Source organism: Aeromicrobium sp. Root472D3 (genome assembly GCF_001426485.1).
Lineage (GTDB): Bacteria > Actinomycetota > Actinomycetes > Propionibacteriales > Nocardioidaceae > Aeromicrobium.
Map to the genome: position 1 here is coordinate 92,645 of NZ_LMET01000003.1, position 12,952 is coordinate 105,596.

The following is a 12,952-nucleotide window of genomic DNA, read 5'->3' on the forward strand; positions in this document are numbered from 1 at the left end:
GCGAAGGCAGGCGCCCGGACGAAGTCCGGCAGCGGCGACGGAGGAGCCGCTGCGGCGGCGAAGCCGCGCGCCCTAGACGGGGCGGGGGTTCTTCTCGTGCAGCTCGCGGTCGGCCGTCAGCTCCTCGAGGAAGTTGTTGGCCCACAGCTCGATGTCGTTCTCCATGACCTGCTTGCGCATCGCCTTCATGCGCCGCCCGTTCTCGCGGGGGCTGGCGTTGATGGCCGCGAGCATCATGCTCTTCATGCCGTTGATGTCGTGCGGGTTGACCTGGTAGGCCGACTTCAGCTCGGACGCCGCCCCGGCGAACTCGCTGAGCACCAGGGCGCCCGCGTCGTCGTAGCGGCAGGCGACGTACTCCTTGGCGACGAGGTTCATGCCGTCGCGCAGCGGCGTGACGACCATGACGTCGGCCGCCCGGTACAGCGCCGCCATCTCCTGCCGGGGGTACGACGCGTGCAGGTACGTGACGGGCTGCTGGCCGATGCGCCCGACGTCGCCGTTGATGCGTCCGACCAGACGGTTGATGTCGTCGCGCAGCAGCTTGTACTGCTGGACGCGCTCGCGCGACGGGGTCGCGACCTGCACGAAGACCGCGTCGTCGACGTGCACCGAGCCGTCGGAGATGAGCTCGCCGAACGCGCGCAGACGCTGCCGCAGGCCCTTGGTGTAGTCGAGCCGGTCGATGCCCAGCAGGATCGTCTTCGGGCTGCCGAGGCTCTCGCGGATCTCGGCGGCGCGGGCGATGACCTCGGGCGTGCGGGCGAGCTCCTCGAAGCCGGCCGCGTCGATCGAGATCGGGTACGCCTTGGCCAGCACCGTGCGCCCGTCGGGCAGGTAGATCATGTCGCGGTGCGTCTTGTGGCCCACGCGCTGGCGCACGAGGCGGACGAAGTTCTGGGCCGCGCCGGGCATCTGGAAGCCCACCAGGTCGGCGCCCAGCAGACCCTCGAGGATCTCGCGGCGCCACGGCAGCTGCTGGAACAGCTCGGTCGGGGGGAACGGGATGTGCAGGAAGAAGCCGATGCGCAGGTCGGGGCGCAGCTCGCGCAGCATCGTCGGGACGAGCTGCAGCTGGTAGTCCTGCACCCACACGACGGCGCCCTCGTTGGCGACCTGCGCCGCCTTCTCAGCGAAGCGCCGGTTGACGCGGACGTACGAGTCCCACCACTCGCGGTGGAACTCCGGGGGCGCGACGACGTCGTGGTACAGCGGCCACAGCGTCGCGTTCGAGAAGCCCTCGTAGTACTCCTCGACCTCGTCGTTGCTCAGCGGCACCGGGACGAGGTGCATGCCGTTGTGGTCGAAGTCCTTGACCTTCTCGTCGGCGGCGCCGTGCCAGCCGATCCACGCCCCGCCGTTGCTCTTCATGACCGGCTCGAGAGCCGTCACGAGCCCGCCGGGGGAGGTGCGCCACAACGTGTCGCCATTGGGGGCGGTGACGCGGTCGACCGGAAGTCGGTTGGCGATCACCACGAAGTCTGCGGTGCCTGTGGCCATGTCGTCACCCTAGCGCCGACGACGGCTCTCTACCGGCGTGCGACACCGATCTGCTCCAGGATCGTGTCCATCTGCCGCTGGATCGCGACGGTCTGGTCGAGCGGCAGCACCGTCGACGCGGTCGCGCCGGCCCGCAGGCAGGCCGCGACCTCCTCGATCTCGTGGGCGTAGCCGCGGCCCGTGACGGGCAGCGCGACGTCCTCGCGGTCGTCGCCGCGCACGACCGTGAAGCCGTCGGGGTGGTGGAAGCGTCCGGGCACCTCGATGCGTCCGGCGTCGCCCGCCACGACGGCCCGGTTGTCGCCCAGCGCGACCTGGGTCCAGGCGATGCTCGCGACGGCGCCCGACGCGTACGTCAGGGTCGCGCCGCCGCTGAGGTCGACACCGGACTCCGACACGACGCCGGCCGCCGCGATGTGCTGCGGCTCGCCGAGCACGAGGTGCGCGAACGTCAGGGGGTAGATGCCGACGTCGAGCAGCGCGCTGGCCCCGAGGTCGAGGTCCCACAGCCGGGCGACGTCGCGGCGGCCCACGAAGCCGAGCTCGGCACGCACCTGGCGGACGGTGCCGAGGTCGTCGCTCGCCGCGATCTCGGCGAGCCGCCGGATGTTGGGGTTGGTGCGCATCCACATCGCCTCGGCGAAGAACAGGCCGTGCTGCTGCGCCTCGGCCACGAGGGTCGCGGAGTCGTCGGCGTTCATCGTCAGCGCCTTCTCGCACAGGACGTGCTTGCCGGCCGCGAAGCACAGGCGGACGTCCTCGAGGTGGCGCCCGTGCGGCGTCGCGACGTAGACGACGTCGACGTCCGGGTCGGCGACGAGCTCCTCGTACGACCCGTGGGCGCGGGCGGCGCCGTGGCGGGCCGCGAACTCCTGCGCGGCGTCGGGGCGTCGCGAGCCGACGGCGGCGAGCTCGTTGTCGGGCACGAGAGCCAGGTCGGCGGCGAACTTCTCGGCGATCCCGCCGGTGGCGAGGATGCCCCAGCGGACGGGTGTCGTGGTCGTCATGGTCCTCACTGTGCCACTGCGCCCGTCCGCCGTCTCCGCAGGTGAATGACACAGGTGTGATTCGTGCCGTACCATCGGGGACATGAGTGCTGTGGAGAGGTCGGACGCGCAGGGTTCGGCAGTCGCCGCGTCCCTGTCGGACCGCGACCGCGAGATCCTGGCGCTCGAGCGTCTGTGGTGGCAGTACGCCGGCGCCAAGGAGCAGGCGATCCGCGACAAGTTCGACATGTCCGCGACCCGCTACTACCAGGTGCTCAACGCCCTGATCGACCGCGAGGACGCCCTGGCGTTCGACCCGCTGCTGGTCAAGCGTCTCCGTCGCCTCCGTGCGCAGCGTCAGCGCAGCCGCTCGGCCAGGCGCCTCGGCATCGACCTCTGAGCGCGCGATGGTGGCGCATCGCAAGAACGTCCCTGCTCCACGGGCCTTCGTCCCGTCGAGCTGGTTCATCGTCCTGACCGTCATGGTCGTCATCGGCGGCGCGGGCTGGCTCGGCTGGCTGCTGCTCGACGACGATCCCGCGGCACCCGCCGACACGGCAGCCCCCGTCGCGAGCGCCACCCCCGCGCCCGCCGACGAGTCGCCCACGCCCGCTGACGAGTCGCCCGCGCCCGCTGACGAGTCGCCCGCGCCCGCCGACGAGTCGCCCGCGCCCGCTGACGAGTCACCCACGCCCGCCGACGAGCGCACGGCGCCGGTCTCGGTGCTCAACAACTCGGGCGTCGTGGGCGCCGCGCGCGCGTTCTCGGCCAAGGTCACGAGCACCGGATGGACGCTCGGGGGCGTCGGCAACTGGACGGGGTCGATCCCGTCCAACACGGTCTACTACCCGCCGGGCCTGCAGGCGCAGGCCGAGCTGCTCGCCGCGGACGTCGGGATCGCCCGGGTCCGACCGAGTGTCTCGCCGATGCGGACGGACCGGTTGACGATCATCTTGTCGGGAACGCAATGATCGAGGGCATGGCCCCGACTCCTCGCGCATCCGACATCCGTGACTCCGTCGTCGCCGATCCCGCCGGGACCCTGGTCGCGCTCGACTTCGACGGGACGCTCTCCCACATCGTCGACGACCCCACGCGGGCCTTCGCCCACCCCGACTCGGTCGAGGCGCTGGGCCGCCTCGGGTCGGTGCTGGGGCAGCTCGCGATCATCACGGGACGCCCGGTCCGCCAGGCGCTCGAGCTGGGCGGGTTCGAGGGACGACCGGGCTTCGAGCGCCTCGTGATCTTCGGCCAGTACGGCGCCGAGCGATGGAACGCCGCGGACGGCGCGGTGTCCGACCCCGAGCGTCCCGAGGCCGTCGCACGGCTCGCCGCCACGCTGCCCGGATGGCTCGCCGAGCGCGGTGCCGGCGACGTCCGCATCGAGGACAAGGGGCTCGCGGTCGCCCTGCACACCCGCGGTGTCGACCCGTCGCTCATGGACGCGCTGCGCGAGCCCGTGGCCGCCCTGGCCGCCGGGCTGGGCCTGGCGGTCGAGCCGGGGCGCCAGGTCATCGAGCTGCGGGGCCTGGGCCACGACAAGGGTGCCGCGCTGCGCACGATCGCGGCCGAGAGCGGCGCGCGGCAGATCGTCTTCGGCGGCGACGACCTCGGCGACCTGCCCGCGTTCTCGGCGGTCGAGGAGCTGCGGACGCAGGGTGTCGGCGGTCTGCTGCTGTGCTCGGCATCGGCCGAGCAGGACGCGCTCGTGGCCCGGGCCGACGTCGTCCTCGACGGCCCCGACGCCGTCGCCGCCTGGCTGCAGGCGCTCGCGGACGACGTCGTCCCCGCCTGACCCCGACGTCTCCCTCGCTGCGTCATGCGAACCGAGGTGTGAGGGCCCCAGATCCGATGACGCAAGGGGCGTCCACAGGCGGGCGCACGGCCCGTCGGGATCCCCAGGCGGGACATGCCGGGGTCGTCGCGTCTCGAGCAGGCGTGATCGTCGAGGGATGTTCTCCCTCGACCACGTCCCGCCGCGGCTTCGCGCGGCGCTGGCCGACGTCGCGACGGCGCAGAGCGGCGTCGTGTCGCGGCGTGAACTGCACCGACTCGGCGTCACGCGGTGGATGATCGCCGCCAACCTCCGCGCACAGCGCTGGCGATCGCACGGTCGGCAGTCGATCTGCCTGCATACCGGGACGCTCGCCGCGCCTGCCGCCCGTTGGTGCGCCGTCATCGAGGCAGGCCCCCGTTCGGCGCTCGACGGCGTCAGCGCGCTCGAGGCCGCCGGGCTGAGAGGGTTCGACGGCACGGACTCGATCAGGGTGTCGGTGCCGCGCGGTGCTCGCGCCGTGCGGAGTCCGGGTCTGGTGGTGCGCCAGACCCGACGGCTGCAGCGGTCGGACGTCGTCGAAGTCGGCGTTCCCCGGGTTCGTGTGCCGATCGCAGCCGTTCGCGCCGCGCTGTGGGCTGTCAGCGACCGGCAGGCCGCCATGATCCTCGCCATGGTGGTCCAGCAACGCCTGTGCCGAGCTGTCGACATTGGCGAGGCGCTGCTCGCCGTCAGACGCCACCGGCGCAGGAGGATGCTCGAGGCGGTGGTCCTCGACCTGATCGATGGTGCACAGGCGATGGGTGAGCTCGACTTCGCGCGCCTGTGCCGCGCGCACGGACTTCCATCGCCCGATCGTCAGGTGGTGCGCCGGACGTCGAGGGGCGCGGCGTACCTGGATGCGTACTGGTCGACGTTCCGGCTGGTCGTCGAGGTCGACGGCATCCACCACCTCGCGGCGACCGCTGTGGTCTCCGACGCTCTGCGGCACAACGACATGGCTCTGACGTCCGACACGGTGCTGCGGCTTCCGGTACTAGGACTGCGCGTCGCACCCGCCGAGTTCATGCAGCAGGTGCGCGAGGGGCTCGTGGCCGGAGGCTGGGAGCCTCACGCCGCTGCGTCATAGGGATCAAGGCGCATGGCCCTCGATCGTCATGACGTCGCGGACGAGCCACCCAGCGGACGCACTCGTCCCACGATGCGGACCGAGTGGACACATCGTGAGACGCCCGCCTACGCTTGAGGAACTCATCCAGAGGGGTACAGGGACACGGCCCGACGACACCCCAGCAACCAGTCGCACGATGCGACCAGGTGCTCAATCCGTCCCGGGCGACAGTCGATCCGGGGAAGATGACCAGGAGGATCGCGTGAGCATCACCGCCGACCAGACCGACGCCGCACCCCAGCCGACCAGTGCTCCCGCGATCCGCGACGGCGCCTTCGGCCACGCCACGGGCCTGGTGTGCCGCGAGTGCGGCGCGACGCAGGACATCGGTCCGCACTACGTGTGCACCGACTGCTTCGGCCCCCTCGAGATCCAGTACGACTTCCCGGCCGTCACGCGCGAGCAGATCGAGTCCGGTCCCGCCAACATCTGGCGCTACAAGGCCCTGCTGCCCGTCCCGGACGACATCGAGACCAGCCCCAACCTCGAGCCCGGCTTCACCCGCCTGCTGCGCGCCGACAACCTCGCGCGCGAGCTCGGCCTCGAGACGCTGTGGGTCAAGGACGACAGCACCAACCCCACCAACTCGTTCAAGGACCGCGTCGTCGCGTGCGCCCTCAGCGCGGCCCGCGAGTTCGGCAGCAAGGTCTTCGCGTGTCCGTCCACCGGCAACCTGGCCAACGCCGTCGCCGCGGCCGGCGCCCGGGCCGGCATCAAGACCGTGGTCTTCATCCCCAGCAACCTCGAGACGCCCAAGAAGGTCAACTCGGCGGTCTACACCGAGAACCTCGTGGCCGTCGACGGCACCTACGACGACGTCAACAAGCTCGCCAGCGAGATCGCGGGCGAGGAGGACGGCTGGGCCTTCGTCAACGTCAACGTCCGCCCGTTCTACGCCGAGGGGTCCAAGACGCTCGGCTACGAGATCGCCGAGCAGCTCGGCTGGCGCCTGCCCGACCAGGTCGTGATCCCCGTCGCCTCCGGCTCGCAGCTGACCAAGGTGCACAAGGCGTTCCGCGAGCTCGTGAAGCTCGGCCTCGTCGAGGACAAGCCGGTCCGGATCTTCGGCGCGCAGGCCACGGGGTGCTCGCCGGTGTCCGAGGCGTTCCGCGAGGGCTGGGACGTCGTCCGCCCCCAGCGTCCCGACACGATCGCCAAGTCGCTCGCGATCGGCAACCCCGCCGACGGCATCTACGTGCTCGACATCTGCCGCGACACCGGCGGCGCGGTCGCCGACATCTCCGACGACGAGGTCCGCGAGGCCATCGTCCTGCTGGCCCGCACCGAGGGGATCTTCACCGAGACCGCGGGCGGCACCACGATCGGGGTGCTGAAGAAGCTCGTCGAGACGGGTCAGCTCGACACGTCGCTCGAGACCGTCGTGATCAACACGGGCCACGGCCTGAAGACGCTCGACGCCGTGTCGGACCTCGTCGGTCCGGCCGCCACCATCGCCCCGACGTACGACGCCTTCGTCGCCGCCGGCATCGCCTGACACCCGTCCCCGCCACTGCCAAGGAGCACCGTGAGCATCAACGTCCGCATCCCCACGATCCTGCGCACCTACACGCAGGACCAGTCGCAGGTCACCGCCGAGGGCGCGACCCTGACCGACGTCCTCGACTCGCTCGAGTCGAGCTTCCCCGGCATCCGCGCGCGGGTCGTCGACGACGAGGGCAAGCTGCGCCGCTTCGTCAACATCTACGTCGCCGAGGAGGACGTGCGCTTCTCGCAGGGGCTGGACACGCCCACGCCCGACGGCTCCCAGGTGTCGATTATTCCCGCCGTAGCCGGTGGCAGCGGCGCCGTATAGGCTCAGCGCATCGGCCCCTCGGCAGGTGGGTTCGTTCGTGACAGGTGGGAGTGGCGGCATGGTGCATGGCACCGTCAAGTGGTTCAACGCTGACAAGGGCTACGGGTTCATCGAGATCGAGGGCCAGGACGACGTCTTCGTCCACTGGTCCAAGATCGCGTCCGACGGCTACAAGACCCTCGAGGACGGCCAGAGGGTCGAGTTCGAGGTCGTCGACGGTCCCAAGGGCCGCGAGGCGCACGAGGTCATCGGGCACTGAGCCCGACCGCGAAGACCCGGTCCGACGGACCGGGTCTTCGCGCGTCCGCGGGGTGTCGCGTCCACGCCCCGGCGGGTGTCGCACGTCGTCGGTACCGTCGGTCCCATGGCGACGATCTACAACACCGCGACGAGCCTCGACGGGTTCCTCGCGACGACCGACCACTCGCTGCAGTGGCTGTTCGACGTGCCGGGCGCGGACGACGAGGAGGGCGGCCTCGGCGACTTCCTGGCCGGGGTCGGCGCGATGGCGATGGGGTCGACGACGTACGAATGGGTCGTCGAGCACGAGTCGCTGCTCGAGCGCCCCGACACGTGGGCGGCCTGGTACGGCGACCGGCCCACGTGGGTGTTCACGACGCGCGACCTCCCGGTCGTCGAGGGCGCCGACATCCGGTTCACGCGGGCGCCGGTCGAGCAGGTGCACGCCGAGATGGTGCAGGCGGCCGGCGCGCGCGACGTCTGGCTGATGGGCGGCGGCGACCTCGTCGGCCAGTTCGCCGACCGGGGCCTGCTCGACCGCGTGACGGTCACGATCGCGCCGGTGACGCTCGGCGCAGGAGCGCCGCTGCTGCCGCGCGACATCCGCTCGGACCGGTTGACGCTGCGATCGGTCGACCGGCGCGGACCGTTCGCCGAGCTGACGTACGACATCGGCCCGCCCACCTGATTGCGTCCCGTTGATTAGCACTCGTATAGTGAGAGTGCCAGACACACAGGTCTGGAAGCACCGATCAGATCGATGAGGGTGTGGGCCGAGGCGAGAAGGGTTCGCCGCACGCCGCACCCGTCCGTCGCGGGCATCGCCTGATCACCCCCACGTCGACAACCAAGTCGGAGAAACGTACACATGGCAAAAACCATTGCTTTCAACGAGGAAGCCCGTCGCGGCCTCGAGCGCGGTATGAACCAGCTCGCTGACGCCGTGAAGGTGACGCTCGGCCCCAAGGGTCGCAACGTCGTCCTGGAGAAGAAGTGGGGAGCTCCCACGATCACCAACGACGGCGTCAGCATCGCCCGTGAGATCGAGCTCGAGGACCCCTACGAGAAGATCGGCGCCGAGCTCGTCAAGGAGGTCGCCAAGAAGACCGACGACGTCGCCGGCGACGGCACGACGACCGCCACGGTCCTCGCCCAGGCCCTCGTCCGCGAAGGTCTGCGCAACGTCGCGGCCGGCGCCAACCCGATGGGCCTGAAGAAGGGCATCGAGACCGCCGTCGAGGCCATCTCGGCCCAGCTGCTCGGCATGGCCAAGGACGTCGAGACCAAGGAGCAGATCGCCTCCACCGCCTCGATCTCGGCCGCTGACACCACGGTCGGCGAGATCATCGCCGAGGCGATGGACAAGGTCGGCAAGGAAGGCGTCATCACGGTCGAGGAGTCGAACACGTTCGGCATCGACCTCGAGCTGACCGAGGGCATGCGCTTCGACAAGGGTCACCTGTCGGGCTACTTCGTCACCGACCCGGAGCGTCAGGAGACCGTCCTCGACGATCCCTACATCCTGATCGTCAACAGCAAGATCACGTCGGTCAAGGACATGGTCCCCGTCCTGGAGAAGGTCATGGCGTCGGGCAAGCCGCTCGTCATCATCGCCGAGGACATCGAGGGCGAGGCCCTCGCGACGCTGATCGTCAACAAGATGCGCGGCACGTTCAAGTCCGTCGCCGTCAAGGCCCCGGGCTTCGGCGACCGTCGCAAGGCCATGCTGGCCGACATCGCCATCCTGACCGGTGGTGAGGTCATCAGCGAGGAGGTCGGTCTCAAGCTCGAGAACGCCGACCTGACGCTGCTCGGCACGGCGCGCAAGGTCGTCACGACCAAGGACGAGACCACGATCGTCGAGGGCGGTGGCTCGGACGACCAGATCGCCGGTCGCGTCAACCAGATCAAGGCCGAGATCGAGAACAGCGACTCCGACTACGACCGCGAGAAGCTCCAGGAGCGTCTGGCCAAGCTCGCCGGCGGCGTCGCCGTCATCAAGGTCGGCGCGGCCACCGAGGTCGAGCTCAAGGAGCGCAAGCACCGCATCGAAGACGCGGTCCGCAACGCCAAGGCCGCCGTCGAGGAGGGCATCGTCGCCGGTGGTGGCGTCGCCCTCGTCCAGGCCGCCGCAGCGGTCTTCGAGAAGCTCGAGCTCACGGGCGACGAGGCCACGGGCGCGAACATCGTGCGCGTCGCCGCCTCGGCCCCGCTCAAGCAGATCGCGGTCAACGCCGGTCTCGAGGGTGGAGTCGTCGCCGAGAAGGTCACCAACCTGCCCGACGGACACGGCCTCAACGCCGCGACCGGCGAGTACGTCGACCTGATCGCCGCCGGCATCATCGATCCGGCCAAGGTCACGCGCTCGGCGCTGCAGAACGCAGCCTCGATCGCGGCCCTGTTCCTCACGACCGAGGCCGTCGTCGCCGACAAGCCCGAGCCGGCCGCCGCCGGTGGTGGCGCCCCCGACATGGGCGACATGGGCGGCATGGGCTTCTAGCCCGTCCGCGACACAGCACCTGCACGACCAGCACCACCACGTGGGCCCCGACCGCACCAGCGGCCGGGGCCCTCGTGCGTCCGGACGCCGTGCCGCGCGGCCCGCCCTACCGGGTGAGACGCGGGTCTCCCCGCCGATTCCAGATGCTGAGAAGCGTCCGGACGGTGCACGGGACGTTCCTAGCGTGGAGCCCGCGGAGCACACACCGCCCGCCGCCAGCACCTCCGGCCACGAGCCGGCACGAAAGGAACCACCATGTCCGACCAGCTCATCGAGGCACCGAAGAAGAAGCGCGGCGGCCTGATCGCCGTCGTCGCGATCGTCGTCATCGCGATCGTCGCGGCCGTCGCCTACGCCCTGACCTCCGGCGACGACGACTCCTCGTCGGCCGCCGGCACCAGCGGCAAGACCGTCCGCATCGGCGTCGTCGGCGCGAGCGACCCGTACTGGGACGTCTACCGGAAGGCCGCCGCCGACGAGGGCATCTCGGTCGACATCGTCGACTTCACCGACTACACGCAGCCCAACCCGGCCCTCGACGCCGACGAGCTCGACCTCAACCAGTTCCAGCACCTGGTCTACCTCGCCGACTACAACGTCTCGAACGGCAAGGACCTGACGCCGGTCGGCTCGACGGCGGTCTACCCCCTCGGCCTGTACTCCAAGGAGTACACGTCGCCCGACGACATCCCCGCCGGCTCGACCGTCGCGGTGCCGGACGACGCCAGCAACCAGGCCCGCGGCCTGCGGCTGCTGCAGACCGCCGGACTCATCACGCTGAAGGACGGCGGCACGATCTTCTCCGACCTCGCCGACGTCGACACCGACGCGTCCAAGGTCAAGGTCACCGACCTGTCGGCCGACATCACGGCCACGAGCCTCGACGACGTCGCGGCCGCGATCATCAACAACGACTTCGTCGAGAAGGCCGGCCTGACGTTCGACGACGCGATCGCCAAGGACGGTCCGTCCGAGCCGGGTGCCGCCCCGTACGTCAACGTCTTCGCGGCCCGCGCCGCCGACAAGGACGACGCGACGTACCTGAAGCTCGTCGAGATCTTCCAGGACACCAAGGCCGTGACCGACGGTCTCCAGGACGTCTCCGGCGGCACCGCGGTGCTCACCAAGGAGCCCGCCGCCGATCTGCAGTCGCTGCTCGCCTCGGTCGAGAAGGACACCGAAGCCAGCAAGTGACCCACCCGAGCGGTCCCGGGGCGCAGCGATCCTGCGCCCCGGGACCGCCCGCGTCCGAGGAGGACACCCGCATGACACTCATCGAGCTCCAGGGCGTCTCGAAGACGTTCCCCCCGACCCGCAAGGGCGGCGACCCCGTCCACGCGGTCCGCGACGTCGACCTGTCCGTCGAGGCGGGAGAGATCGTCGGCATCGTCGGCTACTCGGGCGCCGGCAAGTCGACGCTCGTGCGCCTCGTCAACGCGCTCGAGCCCACGACGTCGGGCCGGCTGCTGGTCGACGGAACCGACCTGACGACGCTGCGCGAGCGACAGCTGCAGAAGGTCCGGCTCGGGATCGGCATGATCTTCCAGCAGTTCAACCTGCTGCAGTCGCGCACGGTCTGGGGCAACGTCGCGTACCCGCTCGAGGTCGCGAAGGTGCCCAAGGCCGAGCACCAACGGCGCATCTCCGACCTGCTCACCTTCGTCGGCCTGGCCGACAAGGCGCACGCGTGGCCCGAGGAGCTGTCGGGCGGGCAGAAGCAGCGCGTCGGCATCGCCCGGGCGCTGGCGACGTCGCCGAAGATCCTGCTGGCCGACGAGGCGACGAGCGCCCTCGACCCCGAGACGACGGTCGAGGTGCTGCGGCTGCTCAAGAAGGTCAACACCGAGCTCGGCATCACGATCGTCGTGATCACGCACGAGATGGACGTCGTCAAGACCATCGCCGACCGGGTCGTCGTGATGGAGCAGGGCCGCATCGTCGAGCAGGGCCCGGTGTTCGACATCTTCTCGGCGCCGCAGGAGCAGGCCACGCGACGGTTCGTGTCGACGCTGGTCGACGCGGTGCCGGACGCCGTCGCGCTCGAGGGCCTGCGCCGCACGCACTCCGGACGCCTGCTGACGCTGTCGTTCCGCGACGAGTCGGTCAGCCAGTCCGCGGTGTTCGCCGAGATCATCGGCCGCGGCGTCGAGTTCGAGCTCGTCTTCGGCGGGATCGAGGACGTTCGTGGCCGTTCGTTCGGTCACCTGACGCTCGAGCTGCGCGGTGACCCGGCAGCGGTCGACGAGGCCGTGGCCGCCGTCACGGCCCTGGTCGAGACGACGGAGGTGGCGTGATGGATCGCGTCTGGGAGCTGCGTCCCGAGTTCGTCGAGGGGCTCATCGTGACGCTGCGGCTCGCTGCGGGTGGCCTGCTGATCGGCGGCGCCCTGGGGCTGCTGATCGGCACGGCGCTCTACGTCTCGCGCACCCGCGGCATCCTGCCGAGCAGGCCCGTCAGCCTGGGCCTCAACGTCGCGGTGAACTTCATGCGGCCCATCCCGTTCGTGCTGCTCGCGATCGCGCTGCAGCCCGTGTCGCGGTGGTTCGGCATCTCGGGCATCAGCGAGGGGCACGCGCTGGTGGCCGTCGTGTTCGGATCGACGTTCGGCATCGCCCGCATCGTCGAGCAGAACCTCGTGGCGGTCGACCCCGGCGTGCTCGAGGCGGCCCGCGCGATGGGGGCGAGCCGGTGGCGCGTCGTCTGGACGGTGCTGCTGCCGGAGGCCCGCGGATCGCTGATCCTCGGGTTCACGTACGCGCTGGTCGCGATCGTCGACATGACCGCGATCGTGGGCATCATCGGCGTGCACTCGCTGGGCTACGTCGCGCTGACGTACGGCCTGCGGCAGTTCGACTGGACCGTCACGGCCGTCGCGATCCTGGTCATCATCGTGATCGTCCAGATCGGTCAGTTCGCCGGCAACGCCTGGGCGCGCAGGGTGCTGCGCCGCTAGCCGCTCCGCGAGTGG

Annotated in this window: 14 protein-coding genes and 1 riboswitch; of the genes, 12 read left to right on the forward strand and 2 right to left on the reverse strand. The window is 70.5% G+C overall.

The window, feature by feature from the left end:
• Positions 1–72 precede the first annotated feature (72 nt).
• Both ASD10_RS17520 and ASD10_RS17525 read right to left on the reverse strand, forming a co-directional pair.
• Positions 73–1,500, reverse strand: coding sequence for a trehalose-6-phosphate synthase (locus tag ASD10_RS17520; RefSeq protein ID WP_056612108.1), 1,428 nt, complete (start codon positions 1,498–1,500; stop codon positions 73–75).
• A 29-nt stretch (positions 1,501–1,529) separates the two neighbouring features.
• Complete coding sequence (locus tag ASD10_RS17525; protein ID WP_056612111.1) at positions 1,530–2,507, reverse strand: Gfo/Idh/MocA family protein; 978 nt, start codon at positions 2,505–2,507, stop codon at positions 1,530–1,532.
• Between the two features lie 82 nt (positions 2,508–2,589).
• On the opposite strand from ASD10_RS17525, the gene ASD10_RS17530 reads away from it, so the two are divergent.
• The 12 genes from ASD10_RS17530 (at position 2,590) to ASD10_RS17585 (ending at position 12,937) form a co-directional block, all read left to right on the forward strand.
• Positions 2,590–2,886: a DUF3263 domain-containing protein gene (locus ASD10_RS17530; RefSeq protein ID WP_056612114.1), complete on the forward strand. Its 297-nt coding sequence runs from the start codon at positions 2,590–2,592 to the stop codon at positions 2,884–2,886.
• Between the two features lie 10 nt (positions 2,887–2,896).
• The gene (locus ASD10_RS19565; protein ID WP_162248874.1) at positions 2,897–3,457 is read left to right on the forward strand and encodes a LytR C-terminal domain-containing protein; all 561 of its coding nucleotides are present in this window, start codon (positions 2,897–2,899) and stop codon (positions 3,455–3,457) included.
• A gap of 8 nt (positions 3,458–3,465) precedes the next feature.
• Positions 3,466–4,281, forward strand: a complete 816-nt coding sequence (gene otsB / locus ASD10_RS17540) for a trehalose-phosphatase (RefSeq protein ID WP_157432725.1) — start codon at positions 3,466–3,468, stop codon at positions 4,279–4,281.
• 157 nt (positions 4,282–4,438) lie between these two features.
• Positions 4,439–5,389: a hypothetical protein gene (locus ASD10_RS17545; protein ID WP_056612123.1), complete on the forward strand. Its 951-nt coding sequence runs from the start codon at positions 4,439–4,441 to the stop codon at positions 5,387–5,389.
• Between the two features lie 119 nt (positions 5,390–5,508).
• Positions 5,509–5,623, forward strand: a riboswitch (SAM riboswitch).
• Positions 5,624–5,633: 10 nt separating this feature from the next.
• On the forward strand, positions 5,634–6,926 hold the full coding sequence (gene thrC / locus ASD10_RS17550; RefSeq protein WP_235502117.1) for a threonine synthase: 1,293 nt from the start codon (positions 5,634–5,636) through the stop codon (positions 6,924–6,926).
• 30 nt (positions 6,927–6,956) lie between these two features.
• The gene (locus ASD10_RS17555; protein ID WP_056612127.1) at positions 6,957–7,244 is read left to right on the forward strand and encodes a ubiquitin-like small modifier protein 1; all 288 of its coding nucleotides are present in this window, start codon (positions 6,957–6,959) and stop codon (positions 7,242–7,244) included.
• Between the two features lie 58 nt (positions 7,245–7,302).
• Positions 7,303–7,503 carry a cold-shock protein gene (locus ASD10_RS17560; RefSeq protein ID WP_056612129.1) on the forward strand — a complete coding sequence of 67 codons (201 nt, stop codon included), beginning with the start codon at positions 7,303–7,305 and terminating at the stop codon, positions 7,501–7,503.
• A 105-nt stretch (positions 7,504–7,608) separates the two neighbouring features.
• The gene (locus tag ASD10_RS17565; RefSeq protein ID WP_056612133.1) at positions 7,609–8,172 is read left to right on the forward strand and encodes a dihydrofolate reductase family protein; all 564 of its coding nucleotides are present in this window, start codon (positions 7,609–7,611) and stop codon (positions 8,170–8,172) included.
• A gap of 180 nt (positions 8,173–8,352) precedes the next feature.
• Positions 8,353–9,984 carry a chaperonin GroEL gene (gene groL / locus ASD10_RS17570; RefSeq protein ID WP_056612136.1) on the forward strand — a complete coding sequence of 544 codons (1,632 nt, stop codon included), beginning with the start codon at positions 8,353–8,355 and terminating at the stop codon, positions 9,982–9,984.
• 255 nt (positions 9,985–10,239) lie between these two features.
• A complete protein-coding gene (locus ASD10_RS17575; protein ID WP_056612139.1) occupies positions 10,240–11,178 on the forward strand; it encodes a MetQ/NlpA family ABC transporter substrate-binding protein in 939 nt (312 codons plus the stop codon).
• A 71-nt stretch (positions 11,179–11,249) separates the two neighbouring features.
• Positions 11,250–12,278 carry a methionine ABC transporter ATP-binding protein gene (locus ASD10_RS17580; RefSeq protein WP_056612142.1) on the forward strand — a complete coding sequence of 343 codons (1,029 nt, stop codon included), beginning with the start codon at positions 11,250–11,252 and terminating at the stop codon, positions 12,276–12,278.
• A complete protein-coding gene (locus ASD10_RS17585) occupies positions 12,278–12,937 on the forward strand; it encodes a methionine ABC transporter permease (RefSeq protein ID WP_056612145.1) in 660 nt (219 codons plus the stop codon). The genes ASD10_RS17580 and ASD10_RS17585 overlap by 1 nt, the downstream gene beginning before the upstream one ends.
• Positions 12,938–12,952 lie beyond the last annotated feature (15 nt).

Coding starts and splice junctions, on each gene's coding strand:
- ASD10_RS17545 (WP_056612123.1), top strand. CDS start 4,439: ATGTTCTCCCTCGACCACGTCCCGCCGCGGCTTCGCGCGGCGCTGGCC.
- ASD10_RS17560 (WP_056612129.1), top strand. CDS start 7,303: ATGGTGCATGGCACCGTCAAGTGGTTCAACGCTGACAAGGGCTACGGG.
- groL (WP_056612136.1), top strand. CDS start 8,353: ATGGCAAAAACCATTGCTTTCAACGAGGAAGCCCGTCGCGGCCTCGAG.
- ASD10_RS17520 (WP_056612108.1), bottom strand. CDS start 1,500: ATGGCCACAGGCACCGCAGACTTCGTGGTGATCGCCAACCGACTTCCG.
- ASD10_RS17580 (WP_056612142.1), top strand. CDS start 11,250: ATGACACTCATCGAGCTCCAGGGCGTCTCGAAGACGTTCCCCCCGACC.
- ASD10_RS17525 (WP_056612111.1), bottom strand. CDS start 2,507: ATGACGACCACGACACCCGTCCGCTGGGGCATCCTCGCCACCGGCGGG.
- ASD10_RS17585 (WP_056612145.1), top strand. CDS start 12,278: ATGGATCGCGTCTGGGAGCTGCGTCCCGAGTTCGTCGAGGGGCTCATC.
- ASD10_RS17565 (WP_056612133.1), top strand. CDS start 7,609: ATGGCGACGATCTACAACACCGCGACGAGCCTCGACGGGTTCCTCGCG.
- ASD10_RS17530 (WP_056612114.1), top strand. CDS start 2,590: ATGAGTGCTGTGGAGAGGTCGGACGCGCAGGGTTCGGCAGTCGCCGCG.
- otsB (WP_157432725.1), top strand. CDS start 3,466: ATGGCCCCGACTCCTCGCGCATCCGACATCCGTGACTCCGTCGTCGCC.
- ASD10_RS17575 (WP_056612139.1), top strand. CDS start 10,240: ATGTCCGACCAGCTCATCGAGGCACCGAAGAAGAAGCGCGGCGGCCTG.